The 12924-nt window shown below is 63.2% G+C and carries 14 protein-coding genes; 6 read left to right on the top strand and 8 right to left on the bottom strand.

Annotated features, from left to right (window positions below; all coding sequences use genetic code 11):
- Nucleotides 1–70: 70 nt before the first annotated feature.
- The 8 genes from AC1RBA_RS03415 to mltG form a co-directional block, all read right to left on the bottom strand.
- Nucleotides 71–994, bottom strand: coding sequence for a class I SAM-dependent methyltransferase (locus AC1RBA_RS03415; protein WP_492416582.1), 924 nt, complete (start codon nucleotides 992–994; stop codon nucleotides 71–73).
- A 254-nt stretch (nucleotides 995–1248) separates the two neighbouring features.
- Nucleotides 1249–1899 (bottom strand): ankyrin repeat domain-containing protein, encoded by a 651-nt coding sequence (locus tag AC1RBA_RS03410; RefSeq protein ID WP_492416580.1) that lies wholly within the window; start codon nucleotides 1897–1899, stop codon nucleotides 1249–1251.
- Nucleotides 1900–1915: 16 nt separating this feature from the next.
- The gene (locus AC1RBA_RS03405) at nucleotides 1916–2695 is read right to left on the bottom strand and encodes a TatD family hydrolase (protein WP_230503047.1); all 780 of its coding nucleotides are present in this window, start codon (nucleotides 2693–2695) and stop codon (nucleotides 1916–1918) included.
- Nucleotides 2696–2787: 92 nt separating this feature from the next.
- Nucleotides 2788–3420, bottom strand: a complete 633-nt coding sequence (locus tag AC1RBA_RS03400) for a carbonic anhydrase (protein WP_034756156.1) — start codon at nucleotides 3418–3420, stop codon at nucleotides 2788–2790.
- Between the two features lie 68 nt (nucleotides 3421–3488).
- Complete coding sequence (locus AC1RBA_RS03395) at nucleotides 3489–3875, bottom strand: VOC family protein (protein WP_492416578.1); 387 nt, start codon at nucleotides 3873–3875, stop codon at nucleotides 3489–3491.
- Between the two features lie 106 nt (nucleotides 3876–3981).
- Nucleotides 3982–5010: a DNA polymerase III subunit delta' gene (locus AC1RBA_RS03390; protein WP_070302470.1), complete on the bottom strand. Its 1029-nt coding sequence runs from the start codon at nucleotides 5008–5010 to the stop codon at nucleotides 3982–3984.
- A gap of 16 nt (nucleotides 5011–5026) precedes the next feature.
- Nucleotides 5027–5668, bottom strand: coding sequence for a dTMP kinase (gene tmk / locus AC1RBA_RS03385; RefSeq protein WP_492416575.1), 642 nt, complete (start codon nucleotides 5666–5668; stop codon nucleotides 5027–5029).
- Nucleotides 5669–5692: 24 nt separating this feature from the next.
- Nucleotides 5693–6679: an endolytic transglycosylase MltG gene (gene mltG / locus AC1RBA_RS03380; RefSeq protein WP_070288479.1), complete on the bottom strand. Its 987-nt coding sequence runs from the start codon at nucleotides 6677–6679 to the stop codon at nucleotides 5693–5695.
- 176 nt (nucleotides 6680–6855) lie between these two features.
- Here mltG and ygfZ point away from each other — a divergent pair, with 176 nt between their 5' ends.
- From ygfZ to tal, 6 genes are all read left to right on the top strand, one after another.
- Nucleotides 6856–7971: a CAF17-like 4Fe-4S cluster assembly/insertion protein YgfZ gene (gene ygfZ / locus AC1RBA_RS03375; RefSeq protein ID WP_492416573.1), complete on the top strand. Its 1116-nt coding sequence runs from the start codon at nucleotides 6856–6858 to the stop codon at nucleotides 7969–7971.
- 7 nt (nucleotides 7972–7978) lie between these two features.
- Nucleotides 7979–8269: a DUF4936 family protein gene (locus AC1RBA_RS03370; protein WP_492416571.1), complete on the top strand. Its 291-nt coding sequence runs from the start codon at nucleotides 7979–7981 to the stop codon at nucleotides 8267–8269.
- Complete coding sequence (locus AC1RBA_RS03365; protein WP_492416570.1) at nucleotides 8260–8997, top strand: NRDE family protein; 738 nt, start codon at nucleotides 8260–8262, stop codon at nucleotides 8995–8997. The genes AC1RBA_RS03370 and AC1RBA_RS03365 overlap by 10 nt, the downstream gene beginning before the upstream one ends.
- Before the next feature lie 448 nt (nucleotides 8998–9445).
- Nucleotides 9446–10453, top strand: a complete 1008-nt coding sequence (locus AC1RBA_RS03360; RefSeq protein ID WP_492416568.1) for a LacI family DNA-binding transcriptional regulator — start codon at nucleotides 9446–9448, stop codon at nucleotides 10451–10453.
- A 31-nt stretch (nucleotides 10454–10484) separates the two neighbouring features.
- Nucleotides 10485–11969 (top strand): xylulokinase, encoded by a 1485-nt coding sequence (gene xylB, locus AC1RBA_RS03355; protein WP_492417163.1) that lies wholly within the window; start codon nucleotides 10485–10487, stop codon nucleotides 11967–11969.
- Nucleotides 11970–11971: 2 nt separating this feature from the next.
- On the top strand, nucleotides 11972–12922 hold the full coding sequence (gene tal, locus AC1RBA_RS03350; RefSeq protein ID WP_409028676.1) for a transaldolase: 951 nt from the start codon (nucleotides 11972–11974) through the stop codon (nucleotides 12920–12922).
- Nucleotides 12923–12924 lie beyond the last annotated feature (2 nt).

Genomic DNA, 12924 nt, shown 5'->3' with positions numbered 1-12924 from the left:
GGAATATACCCTGAATGGACAAACGCCGCAGGATGAAATCGCTGCGGCGTTATCTTTAAATCAATGATACTCAGGCGTAGACGGCGTTCTGTGTGGCAGGCTGCAGATTCACGTCATAGATCACCTGCGCGCGGATCGACGTTTCCAGCGAGGGGATCGAGCCGCCCGCGCGGTACTGGAAGCTCACCTGCAGCACGTCGCCCGCCTTCACGGCCACCGGCGCGGCCAGCGGCAGGCACATGTAGTGGTTCAGCCAGTCGATGGTGGTCGAGCGCTCGGGCACGACGGCCAGGATATTCTTGGTGACGAAACGCAAGGCGTTCAAGGTGCCGCTGCGCTCGACGACGAACTTGCCGTCGAAACCGAACACGCTGTCCGTCGGCTGGCTGAAGTCGATGATGCTGTAGACGGACGGCGGCGCCAGTTCCAGCACGCCCGGGTGGATGGCCGTGGTTTCCTGGAATTGCACGATGGGCGCATAAAACCCCTCGAAATCGTATTCCTGCTGCATCGGCTGCACGGCCATGATGACGGCCTCGGGCAGGAAGATGGGCAGCGGGCCGCCGAAGCGGGCCAGGTAGCGGCGCTTGAACGATTCGATCACTTCCACCTGCTTTTCGCGCAGCATGCCCACATGGATCATTTCGCAGATGACCACATCGACGTGCTCGGGCGGCAGGTATTCGAAGGCGTCCGCATGGACGACTTCGACTTTTTCACCGTTCGGGTTGAGCGCCAGCATCTTGCGCGCTTCCTGGACCATGTCGGGATTGAACTCCACGCACCAGACCTTGTCGGCGCGCGCGGCCGCAAACCACGACAGCACGCCCGTGCCGCCTCCCAGTTCCAGCACCTTCATGCCGGGTTTCACCGCGTAATCGATCGCCGACTTAAACCCGTGCATGCGGTTCTGGTCCATCAACATATTGTGGTGGTAATGGACGGGGATAAATTGCCCCAGGTAACAACTCTCGATTTCTCGTTCATTCAGCATGTCTGTCCTCTTGGAGTCTGGCTCCGATGGCCGATCGGTTTTGTCATTCCAGAAAGCAGTGATATCGCACGGGCTGCGCGAGGGGCGGCGACAATACAGCCGGCGCCTGACGGTGGTGTGATGGCCCATGCGAACAATCTCCTGATTAATGCGACACGATCATTATCGTTAATCGCCAGGGAGAACAAAGGGCTGAGGTGAGAGGCAATTCCATGCCAGTTTCAGCGCTGGCATGGAAAATATTATCAGAACAACTATTTACGGGCAGCGCGCGCCTTCTGGGCCGCTTCGATGATGGCGACCACGCCCGGCTTGTCGCCGGCCTGGGCGAACTGCACGGCCGTCCAGCCATGGTCGCTCTTCAGGGTGGCGTCCGCGCCCCAGGACAACAGCAGCTTGACGGCGCCCTCCTGTCCTTCGCGGGCGGCAAACATCAGCGGCGTGATATTGGCAGGCGCGCGCGCATCAACGACGGCGTCGCGGTCGAGCAATATCTTCATGATGGGCAAGTCGCCCGCCGAGGCCGCATAGTGGAGCGCCGTCCAGCCGCTCTGGTTGACCTTGGCACCCTTGGCCAGCAAGGCGTTCACCGCGTCCAGCTTGTGCTTGTAGGCGGCCATCATCAGCGCCGTGTTGCCGTTGGCCGAACGGGCCTCGATATCGATGCCGGGTGCGTCGAGCAGCAGCTTGAACACCTTGTCCGCATCATCGCGCAGGGCCAGCACGAGCGGAATGTCGCCCCGCTGCGCGTCAGGCTGGTTCGGATTCATGCCGTCAGCCAGCATGCCGCGCACGCCGCTGTCGTTGTTGACGGAGACGGCGCGGAAGAAGGCATCCGGTTCCGGCGCCGCCTGGCCGGTCGCCGCCCAGCACAGCAGCATCGCCGCAGCGAGTTTTTTCATCATGTCGGACCTTAAAAAGTTACGGCAACTGATTGAATAGCTTGAAGAAATTGTCCGTCGTCTGTTTCGCCACCTGGTCCAGGGGAATGCCTTTCAGGGTCGACAGGTACTCGGCCACGTGGGCCACGTAGCCCGGTTCGTTCATGCGGCCGCGGAACGGCACGGGCGCCAGATACGGCGAATCCGTCTCGATCAGGATACGCTCGAGCGGCACTTCCAGCGCCACGGCCTGCAAATCCTTGGCGCTCTTGAACGTGACGATGCCGGAAAACGAGATATAGAAACCCATATCGATGGCGGCGCGCGCCACTTCCAGCGATTCCGTAAAGCAATGCATGACGCCGGCCACGCCGCCGTCGGCCACGCCCGCGCCCTCTTCGCGCATGATGCGTATCGTGTCTTCGCTGGCCGCTCTTGTGTGAATAATCAAGGGTTTACGGGTGATTCTTGAAGCTTTGATGTGAGTGCGGAAACGCTCGCGCTGCCACTCGAGGTCACCCGTCAGGCGGAAATAATCGAGGCCCGTCTCGCCGATGGCGATGATCTTCGGATGGTCGGCCAGGCGCACCAGGTCGTCCACGGACGGTTCAGGCGTGTCCTCGTAATCGGGATGCACGCCAACGGAGGCAAAGATATGCGGATACTGCTCGGCCAGGGCCAGCACCTGCGGAAAGTCCGGCAAGTCGACGGACACGCACAGCGCGTGCGTCACCTTGTTCTCGGCCATCTTGGCGAGGATCTCGGGCATGCGAGCGGCCAGCTCGGGGAAATTGATATGGCAATGGGAATCGATATACATAAGGCGGGATTGTACCGGAGGGAGCAAAAACTGGCAGGGGAACGGCGGCGGCGCGCATCCCCTGCCGGGGCGGTTCGGATGCTGGCAGCCGATTACATCTGCGAGGCCGGATGTTCGGCCAGTGGAACGAAGTTGCCGGTCGATTCGTCGAGCGCGTCGAGCGAGCCGTTCTCGATGTCGTACACCCAGCCATGCAGGGTCAGGCGATGCTGCGCCATGGCCAGCGCCACCGAGGGATGCGTGCGCAGGTTATTCAGTTGCGCGACCACGTTGGCGCGCACCATGCCGTCGATGCGCGACTGCTCCGTCGGATGGTCGACCGATTCGTTGATCATGCGCGCAGCATCCGCATGGTGCAGCCAGCTGCGCACGGCCGGCATGTGATCGAGGCAGGCGCAGGTGGCGATTGCCTTCATCGCGCCGCAATCGGAATGGCCGCAAATGACGATGTCGCTCACGTTCAGGGCGGACACGGCAAACTCCACCGTGGCGCTGACGCCGCCCGGCTCCGGGCCGTACGAAGGCACGATGTTGCCCGCGTTGCGGATCACGAAGAGTTCGCCCGGCTCGCGCTGCGTCACCAGTTCGGGCACCATGCGGCTGTCCGAGCAGGAAATGAACAGGGCCTTCGGGGTTTGTCCTGTGGCCAGGGTCTTGAACAACTCGCGGCGCTCAGGAAAAACCTCTTTTTGGAAACGTAGGAATCCAGCAATAATGTCGCGCATAATCAATAGGGATCGTTATCTGAGCCGGTATTATCGCTGAATGGCGCAGGTTTCGCCTATTGCCCCGCCTACTGCCCTTCTGGCGGCTGCCACAGTTCCACCTTGTTGCCCTCGGGATCGATGACCCAGCCGAACTGGCCGTATTCCGAGTCGGGCGCCTTGTCCAGCACCGTGCAGCCTTCGTCGCGCAGCGCTTGCAGCAGCGCGTCGAGGTCGTCGACCCGGTAATTGATCATGAAGGACGCCTTGCCGGGCGCGAACTGCTCGCTGTCCTTGGCCGCCACGGACCAGATGGTGGTGCCGCCAGTGGACTGGCCAGCGGCGTCCGTCCAGGTGAAGGCGGCGCCGCCCCAGGGCTGCACGTCCAGGCCCAGGTGGCGCTGGTACCAGGCGCGCAGCGCGGCCGGGTCTTGCGCCTGGAAAAAGATGCCGCCGATGCCAGTGACTCGTTGCATGCACGCCTCCGTTGCTGTTCAGTGCCTTGACTGTAACACCGGGGGTCAAGCGTGGCAAACGGCGCAGAGATAATTTACATTAACTCAGTAACGCAAACTCTTGATTTCATTGGCAACTTGACGCGTAGTCTAGCAGCATGTCTTCGAGGAACAGCTTGGGCGACAAAGGGTGTTCGGCAATCGCGCGGCGCTCATTCGCCGCCTTGATGGCGGCCATCAGGCGGCTGACGTTGATGCGCCCGGCCAGCGCTTCCAGTTCGCGCCGGTGGCGCGGGTAGTAGCGGATGGTGCCGGACAATTTAACGGAAAACACGTCGTACAGCCAGCGCTGGAGCGATGCCACGAGCGGCGCCAGCGGCGCCTTCTGCAGTTTGTCGGCCGCCTTCAGGGCCGCTTCCACGCCGGGATTGGCCAGCACTTGCAGCAACTGTTCCGTTTCCTCGCGACCACCCGATTCGGACTGGGCCAGCGCCGCCAGTGGCGCGCCGCCCTGCTCGCGCAGCCAGCTGTCCGCATCGTTCAAGCCTTGTTGCTTGAGCCACGTCAAGGCTTGCTCGTGGCTGGGCATGGGCAAGGCAAATTTCCTGCAGCGCGACAAGATCGTCGGCAGCAGGCGGTCCAGGCTGTTCGAGGCCAGCAGGAACAAGGTGCCCGGCGGCGGCTCTTCCAGGGTCTTCAGCAAGGCGTTCGAGGCGGGCGTGTTGAGCGCCTCGGCCGGGTACAGCACCACCACGCGCAAGCCTTGCCGGTGCGTGGAAATGTTCATGAAGTCGGCCAGGTTGCGGATCTGTTCGATCTTGATGTCTTTCGACGGCGTCTTGGTCTTGGCGCTTTTCTTCGCGCCCTCGCCCTCTTCGCCGTCGTCGGCCACCTCGTCTTCCAGCGCTTCCGGACGCACGCGGCGGTAATCGGGATGGTTGCCCTGGCTAAACCAGCCGCACGAGGCGCAGGCGCCGCAGGCATGGCCGTCGGCGCGCACGTCTTCGCACAGCAGCGCTTGCGCAAAATGCTCGATGAAGTCGGCCTTGCCGATGCCTTGCGCGCCATGGAACAGGATGGCGTGCGGCATGCGCGGGCGCAAGGCTTGCAATTGCTGCCACGCGTCCTGTTGCCACGGATACAGAGAACTGGTCATATCTTCTTCTTTTAAATCAGCGCGTTACAATGCTTTGTGCAAGCAATACATCAAGCAATTGCGCGAGCTGCACCTGGATGTCGGCAATGCTTTGCGTGGAATCGATGATGCGGAAACGCTGCGGGAACTGGGCCGCACGGCGCAAATACTCATTGCGCGTGGCGGCAAAGAAATCCGATCGCTCCTGCTCGAATTTATCCAGTGCGCGCGTCGCATCCAGGCGGGCTCTAGCCACGGCCAGCGGCACATCGAACAGGAATGTGATGTCCGGCTGCAAATGCGGGTGCACCCACGCTTCCAGCTGCTCCATCTTGCGCAAGTCCATGCCCCGGCCGCCGCCCTGGTAGGCGAAGCTGGCATCGGTAAAGCGGTCGGAAATGACCCACTCGCCCCGTTCCAGGGCGGGCGCGATGACTTGCGCGATGTGTTCGCGGCGGCTGGCGAACATCAGCAAGGCTTCCGTTTCCAGGTGCATCTTTTCATGCAGCAGCAGTTCGCGCAGCTTTTCGCCCAGGCTGGTGCCGCCCGGTTCGCGCGACGAGACGAGGCTCACGCCCCGCTGCCGCAGGTAATCGGCAACAAAGCCGATATGCGTCGACTTGCCCGCGCCGTCGATGCCTTCGAAGGTGATGAAGCGCGGTTGATAGTGTTGTGTCATGAAGCTCTTGATTTGATAAGGATATTAGCGCTGGTACTGGTTCACGGCGCGGTTATGGTCGGGCAAGTTGGCCGAGAACTGGCTGGTGCCGTCGCCGCGCGCGACGAAATACAGCGCCTGCGTGCGGGCCGGCGCCAGCGCCGCCGTCAGCGATTGCGCGCCAGCCAGGGCGATCGGCGTGGGCGGCAAGCCGCCGCGCGTGTAGGTATTGTACGGGGTGTCCGCTTCCAGGTCGCGTTTGCGGATCTTGCCCTGGTAGTTGTCGCCCATGCCATAGATCACGGTGGGGTCCGTCTGCAGCAGCATGCCCGTCTTCAGGCGGTTGACGAAGACGCCGGCGATCATGGCGCGCTCGGACTTTTGGCCCGTTTCCTTTTCCACGATGGACGCCATGATCAGCGCCTCGTACGGGTTTTTATATGGCAAGGCCGGATCGCGCTTGTCCCACGCTTCGGACAGGCGGCCTATCATGGCCGCGTGCGCCTGCTTGAAAATCTGCATTTCGCTGGCGCCCTTGGCGAACAGATACGTGTCTGGGAAGAACAAGCCTTCCGGCAGCACATATTCGGGGCTGATCTTCGCCATCAGTTCCTTGTCGGACAGGCCCACGGTATCGTGCTTGAGACCAGGATGGCTGGCCATGGCCATGCGCATCTGCCTGAAGGTCCAGCCTTCGATGATGGTCAAGGATTCCTGCGCGAACTCGCCGCGCGCCAGTTGCGTGATCAGACGCTGCGGCGTCGTGCCCGGCTTCAGCTCGTAGGAACCGGCCTTGATCTTCGAGGTCTTGCCTTCGATGCGCGCCAGCATGTTGAACAGGATGGGCACGATGGGCACGCCCGCGTCCGCGATCTGCTGGCCGGCCGCATGCGCACCGCTGCCGGGTGCAATCGTAAACGGAATCGCTTCGCCGTCCGTGGTGATGGGCTGCTGCGCCCAGTACACAAAAGTACCGCCCACGCCGATGGCGGCGATGACTGAACTGACTACAAGTTTTTTAAAGAAAGCCATTGTTCCGATTCTTGTGATGCACTCGCTGGCGGGCAGCGCGCGCTTGTTATGATCGTTCATTTGTGAAGCAAGTACGCGCAAAGCGGCGCCAACACTGGCAATCTTGCCGCTGCCGACGCAATCTGCGCGACATCACTATAATGAACCCGTAATGATAATGCTTAATCGCTGATCTAATGGAAATTATGAATAACTGGAATCAATTTTTAACTGCCCAAGGCGCCCGCCCCGCTGCCACCGATGGCGCGCCTGACGGCACCGCTCCCATCGCCGCCGCCCCTATCGCCGATTTTGGCCAGTCCCTGACAGTGTCCCAGCTGCAAGAAGGTTTTGTCGCGGCCATCACGGACCAGGGCTTGATCGGCTTGAACGGCGACGAGGCAGCCAGTTTCCTGCACGGCCAGCTGACCAATGACGTGGAACACCTGAACCAGGAGCAAGTGCGCCTGGCCGGCTACTGCACGCCGAAAGGCCGCCTGCTGGCCAGTTTCCTGATGTGGCGCAACGCCACCACCATTTATCTGCAATTGCCACGCGCCATACAGCCCGCCATCCAGAAGCGCCTGCAGATGTTCGTGCTGCGCGCCAAGGCCAAGCTGCACGATGCATCGTTTGATGAAGCCAATCAAGTTATCCTGGGCCTCGGCGGCACGCAAGCCGGCGCGGCCCTGTCCGCACTGTTTGCCACCCTGCCCGCCGCGCCGTTCAGCAAGGTGGACCACGCGCTGGGCACCCTGCTGCGCGTGGCCGATGCCTTCGGCAGCGCCCGCTATGAATGGCTGACGTCGGCCGCCACAGCGCGCGACGTGTGGCCGCAGCTGGCTGAGAAACTGGCCAAGGGCGGCAATGACGCCTGGCAATTGTCGGACATCCATGCGGGCATCCCGCAGATCACGGCCGCCACGCAAGAGCAATTCGTGCCGCAGATGGTCAATTTCGAGCTGCTGGGCGGCGTCAATTTTAAGAAAGGCTGCTACCCGGGCCAGGAAATCGTCGCGCGCAGCCAATACCTGGGCAAGCTCAAACGCCGCACCACCCTCGTGACCGTCGCTGACGCAAGCGTCGTGGCCGGTGGCGAACTGTTTGCCGTCAGCGACCCCGAGCAACCTTGCGGCATGGTCGTCAACGCGGCGCCCAACGGCAGCGGCGGCATCGACGCCCTCGTTGAAATGAAACTGGGGGCAATCGAAGAAGGTTCAAGCGCCGCCGGCGCCGTGCGCTACGGCTCGGCCCAGGGTGCGGCCGTGCATTTCCTGCCCATGCCTTACGTGCTTGACGCACTCGACTTGTGAGAATGCCATGAAAGATTTGTACATTTATTATCAGGTCAAGGAAGAGCACGCCCAGGCGCTGGAAGCCAGGGTCCGCGCCTTGCAGACGAAATTGGCGGCCGCGTCCGGCGTAGCGCCGCAACTGAAGCGCCGCCCCGAAGCCAAGGATGGCTTGCAGACGTGGATGGAAATCTATCCCGTCGTCGGCGAAGGCTTTGCGGACTTGCTGGCCGCTGCCGCCGAGGAGGCGGGCTTGCTGGCCCTGACGGCCGGCGCGCGCCATACGGAAGTGTTCATGGATTTGCCCCCATGTGCCTGATCGTTTTTGCCTGGAAAGTCAATCCGCACATCCCGCTGATTGCCGCCGCCAACCGCGACGAATTCTATGAACGCGCCAGCGCCCCCGCCGGCGCCTGGCCCGAACACCCGCAAGTGTATGCGGGCCGCGACCTGCAAGCGGGCGGCAGCTGGATGGGCATCACCCAGGCCGGCAGCGGCAGCTCGCGCTTTGCCGCCATCACGAACATTCGCAGCCCGCAAGACCGCAACCCGGACGCTCCCTCGCGCGGCGCCCTGGTGGCGGACTATTTGGCCGGCAACATGTCGCCGCAAGACTATATCGCGCAAATCCGCACCGGCTGCAAAGCCTACAACGGTTTTAACCTGGTGCTGGGCGATGCCACTACGCTGATCTGGTTTTCCAACCGCGGCGATGGCGATGCGCGCAATGGCCAGCCTTTGGAGCCAGGCATCTACGGCCTGTCGAACGCTCTGCTCGACGCGCCGTGGCCGAAGGTCCTGAAGACCAAGGCCCAGTTCGCCAGCCTGCTGTGCCAGGGCGCCCCCGACGAGGCCTACTTCGACATGCTGGCCGACACCACGCGCGCCCCGGACTTCCGTTTGCCCGACACGGGCGTGCCGCTCGACCTCGAGCGCGTGCTGTCCGCCGTCTGCATCGACACGCCGGGCTACGGCACGCGCACGTCCACCGTCGTCAAACTGTTCCCGGACTCGCCCGGCGAATTGCATGAGCTGGTGATCCAGTAGGTCGGGTTAGCGCGCAAGCGCGTAACCCGACACCACCAGCGCCCTCAACTGGCATCACCACCGTCCCCGATGTCGGATTACGCGCTCCTCCGGCGCGCTAATCCGACCTACGCAAGCTTTCCCTATCCTCATCGAAAACCCATCCATCATCGCCGCGCAGAAAAAAGAAAACGCTTGCATTAGCGCGCAAGCGCGTAACCCGACAACACCAGCGCCCTCAACCGGCATCACCACCGTCCCCGATGTCGGATTACGCGCTTCTCCGGCGCGCTAATCCGACCTACGCAAGCTTTCCCTATCCTCATCGAAAACTCACCATCCACCCATCCGCACAAAAAAAGAAAGCGCTTGCGCAAGCGCTTTCTTTTGTTTACGATAGATTCCAACGCGGCGACACAGCCGCACACTATCGCAGCACACAATAAGAATAAAACCATCAGGAGACACCATGGCCACCATGGAAGATGTAGCGCGGGCGGCGGACGTATCGTTGTCGACCGTTTCGCACGTACTCAACGGCACCCGCAAGGTCAGCCCGAAAACCGTCGCCGCCGTCAACGCGGCCATGCAGCAGATCGGCTATGTGCCGAACATGCTGGCGCGTGCCCTGGCCGGCTCCTCGTCGGGCACCATCGGCGTGGCCATTTCCGCTTTCACCAATCATTACTTCAGTGAAACCGTGCGCGCCATCGAGGCCGCTTGCACGCGCCACGGCTTGATGATGCTGTTTTCCGATACGCATGACGATCCCGAGCAGGAACTCAAGGTGGTGCAGAACCTGCACCAGCGCCGGGTCGACGGCATCGTGCTGGCGCCTTCGGGCGACTCGCACCATCGCACGCTCGACTATTTAAACAGCAACAAGATCGCTTCCGTGCTGGTCGACCGCATGTCGCCCCAGCCGTTCGACCAGGTGGGCGTGGAAAACATCGAGGCGACGGCGCAGCTGGTCAGTCACCTGATCGCGGCCCACGGCCACCGCCGCATCGGCTTCATCGCGGGCGCACCCGGCCTGTCCACGACGCACGAGCGTATCGACGGCTACCGCCTGGCCTTGCAGCGCGCCGATATCGTTTTTGACCCCGCACTGCTGCGCTCGGGCGACTCGAATCTGGAGCGCAGCGGCGCGGCCACGCGCGAACTGCTGGCCCTGCCTGCTGGACAGCGCCCGACGGCCATCGTGGCCGGCAATAACCTGATGACCATCGGCACCATGCACGCCTTGCGCGACGCACAGATTGCGGTACCACAAGACGTCGCGCTGGCCGGCTTCGATGATTTCGACTGGGCCGATTACTTCAGCCCCCGCCTGACCGTGATGGCGCAGCCGCTCGAAGAGCTGGGCGCCATGGCCGTCGACCTGTTGATCGACCGTATCGCCAACCCGGGCCGCGCCCAGCATGTGCAGCGTTTGTCGCCGACCTTGCGCGTACGCAACTCCTGCGGCTGCCCCTGACCTTTCACTGTAAATCAACATGCATCCAGCGATTTCCCTCGGTATCGACCTCGGTACCTCCGAACTGAAAACCGTGCTGATGGACGGCACGGGCGCCGTGCGCGGCCAGGCCTCCGTGCGCATCGATACCAGCCGCCCACAGCCGGGCTGGTCCGAACAGTCGCCGCAGGACTGGTGGGCCGCCTGCGTCAACGCGCTGGGCCAGCTGCGCACCGGCTGGCCGCAGGACTACGCACGCATCGCCTGCATCGGCCTGTCGGGCCAGATGCATGGCGCCGTGCTGCTCGACAGCAACGACAAGGTGATCCGTCCCGCCATCCTGTGGAACGACGCGCGCGCCGAAGCCGAAGCGGCCAGCCTGGCACGCGACTATCCCGCCTACGCGGACGTAACGGGCAGCCTGCCCATGGCGGGCCTGACGGCGCCGAAACTGCTGTGGCTGCAAACGCACGAGCCTGACGCGTTCGCCGCCATCGCCTGCCTGCTGTCGCCCAAGGATTATCTGCGCCTGCGCTTGACGGGCAACAAGGTCACCGACATGTCCGACGCGGCCGGCACCCTGTGGCTGGACGAGGCCAACCGTGCCTGGTTCGCCCCCATGCTGGCCGCTTGCGGCCTGGTGCCCGAACAGATGCCGGCGCTGGCCGAAGGCGACGCAGCCACGGGCACCGTGCCGGCCGCCGTCGCCGACCAGCTGGGCTTGCGGATGGACGTGGTGGTGGCCGGTGGCGGCGGCGACAACCCCGTCTCGGCCGTGGGCATCGGCGCCGTCAACGGCGGCGACAGTTTCATTTCGCTGGGTACCAGCGCCGCCATCGTCTCCGTCACCGAGCAGCCGCTGGGCAACCCGGCCGGCGGCGTGCACAGCTTTTGCCACGCCCTGCCCGGCCGCTGGTATGCGATGGGGGCGATCCTGTCCGGCGCCAGCTGTTTGCGCTGGGCCACTGGCGTGCTGGGCCAGCCCGACGAGGCGGCCCTGCTGGCGCTGGTGGAAAGCGCCGTGCCGCTCAACACGGCCATCGCGCCATCCGCCCCCCTGTTCCTGCCCTATCTATCGGGCGAGCGCACGCCGCACAACGACCCGCAGGTGCGCGGCGCCTTCCTGCAGCTGGGCCACGACAGCACGCCGGCGCAGCTCGGCTACGCCGTGCTCGAAGGCGTGGCGTTCGCCTTGCGCGACGCCATGGCGGCCGTCACCTCGACCGGTGCCGTGGTGCCACACTGCATGCTCGTGGGCGGCGGCGCGCGCAGCCAGTACTGGGCGCAGCTGCTGGCCAATGTGCTGGGACGCGACATGCGCACCTTGCACAACAGCGAACTGTCGGCCAGCCTCGGTGCGGCCAAGCTGGGCTTTGCCGCCATCGGCGACGCCAGCCTGCTGACGCAGGGCTTGCCCATCAAAAACACTTTCCTGCCCGATGCCGCGCACAGCGCAGCCTTGAGCATCCGCTACGGCCGCTACCGTAGCCTGTTTCCCGCCGTACAAGCTCTGCACCAACTCAGTGATAAGGAATAGCAATGAATCAGCTGCAACAATTGAAGCAACACAGCACCGTCGTCGCCGACACGGGCGACTTTTTGCAACTGGCCCGTTTCGCGCCGCAAGACGCCACCACCAATCCGTCGCTGATTTTAAAAGCCGTGCTGCAGCCCGATTACGCGCCCTTGCTGGAAAGCACGGTCGCAGCCCACAAGCATGCCTCGCTCGACGACATCGTCGATCAGGTGCTCGTGCGCTTCGGCCTGGAAATTTTAAAGGTCGTGCCGGGCCGCGTGTCGACGGAAGTCGATGCCCGTTTGAGCTTTGACCGCGATGCCACCGTGGCCCGCGGGCGCCGCCTGATCGCCCTGTACGAGCAAGCCGGCATTGGCCGCGAGCGCGTGCTGATCAAGGTCGCCGCCACCTGGGAAGGTATCCAGGCCGCGCGCGAACTGGAAAAAGATGGCATCTTTTGCAACCTGACCCTGCTGTTCGCATTTTGCCAGGCCGTCGCCTGCGCCGACGCGAAGGTGCGGCTGATTTCGCCGTTCGTGGGCCGCATCTACGACTGGCATAAAAAATCGCTGGGCGCGGCATGGGACGAAGCGGCGCGCAGCCTGTCCAACGATCCAGGCGTGCAATCGGTCACGCGCATCTTTAATTACTACAAGCAACATGGCATCGCCACGCAAGTGATGGGCGCCAGCTTCCGCAACGTGGGACAGATCACGGCCCTGTCCGGCTGCGACTTGCTGACCATCAGCCCTGACTTGCTGGCCAAGCTCGAAGCGTCCAACGAACCGTTCGAGCGCGCGCTGGGCGCCGACCTGGGCGCGGCGCAGCCGGCCGTCACCTACGACGAGGCGGCCTTCCGCTACGCCCTGAACGACGATGCGATGGCCACCGAGAAGCTGGCCGAAGGCATCCGCGGCTTTGCCGTCGATGCGGGCAAGCTCGATGCCATGATCGAGAAATTACGCAGCCAATAAGT

It is taken from the genome of Janthinobacterium sp. GW823-FHT03B06, assembly GCF_058796955.1.
Note: the sequence above shows the minus strand (reverse complement) of the source record. Positions and strands in the feature narration are given on the sequence as shown.

Excerpts from the sequence above, each read along its gene's own strand:
- mltG (WP_070288479.1), bottom strand. The coding sequence starts at position 6,679 with ATGGCTTTCTTTAAAAAACTTGTAGTCAGTTCAGTCATCGCCGCCATC.
- AC1RBA_RS03410 (WP_492416580.1), bottom strand. The coding sequence starts at position 1,899 with ATGATGAAAAAACTCGCTGCGGCGATGCTGCTGTGCTGGGCGGCGACC.
- tal (WP_409028676.1), top strand. The coding sequence starts at position 11,972 with ATGAATCAGCTGCAACAATTGAAGCAACACAGCACCGTCGTCGCCGAC.
- tmk (WP_492416575.1), bottom strand. The coding sequence starts at position 5,668 with ATGACACAACACTATCAACCGCGCTTCATCACCTTCGAAGGCATCGAC.
- AC1RBA_RS03365 (WP_492416570.1), top strand. The coding sequence starts at position 8,260 with ATGTGCCTGATCGTTTTTGCCTGGAAAGTCAATCCGCACATCCCGCTG.
- AC1RBA_RS03370 (WP_492416571.1), top strand. The coding sequence starts at position 7,979 with ATGAAAGATTTGTACATTTATTATCAGGTCAAGGAAGAGCACGCCCAG.
- AC1RBA_RS03405 (WP_230503047.1), bottom strand. The coding sequence starts at position 2,695 with ATGTATATCGATTCCCATTGCCATATCAATTTCCCCGAGCTGGCCGCT.
- ygfZ (WP_492416573.1), top strand. The coding sequence starts at position 6,856 with ATGGAAATTATGAATAACTGGAATCAATTTTTAACTGCCCAAGGCGCC.
- AC1RBA_RS03415 (WP_492416582.1), bottom strand. The coding sequence starts at position 994 with ATGCTGAATGAACGAGAAATCGAGAGTTGTTACCTGGGGCAATTTATC.
- AC1RBA_RS03360 (WP_492416568.1), top strand. The coding sequence starts at position 9,446 with ATGGCCACCATGGAAGATGTAGCGCGGGCGGCGGACGTATCGTTGTCG.
- AC1RBA_RS03400 (WP_034756156.1), bottom strand. The coding sequence starts at position 3,420 with ATGCGCGACATTATTGCTGGATTCCTACGTTTCCAAAAAGAGGTTTTT.
- AC1RBA_RS03390 (WP_070302470.1), bottom strand. The coding sequence starts at position 5,010 with ATGACCAGTTCTCTGTATCCGTGGCAACAGGACGCGTGGCAGCAATTG.
- AC1RBA_RS03395 (WP_492416578.1), bottom strand. The coding sequence starts at position 3,875 with ATGCAACGAGTCACTGGCATCGGCGGCATCTTTTTCCAGGCGCAAGAC.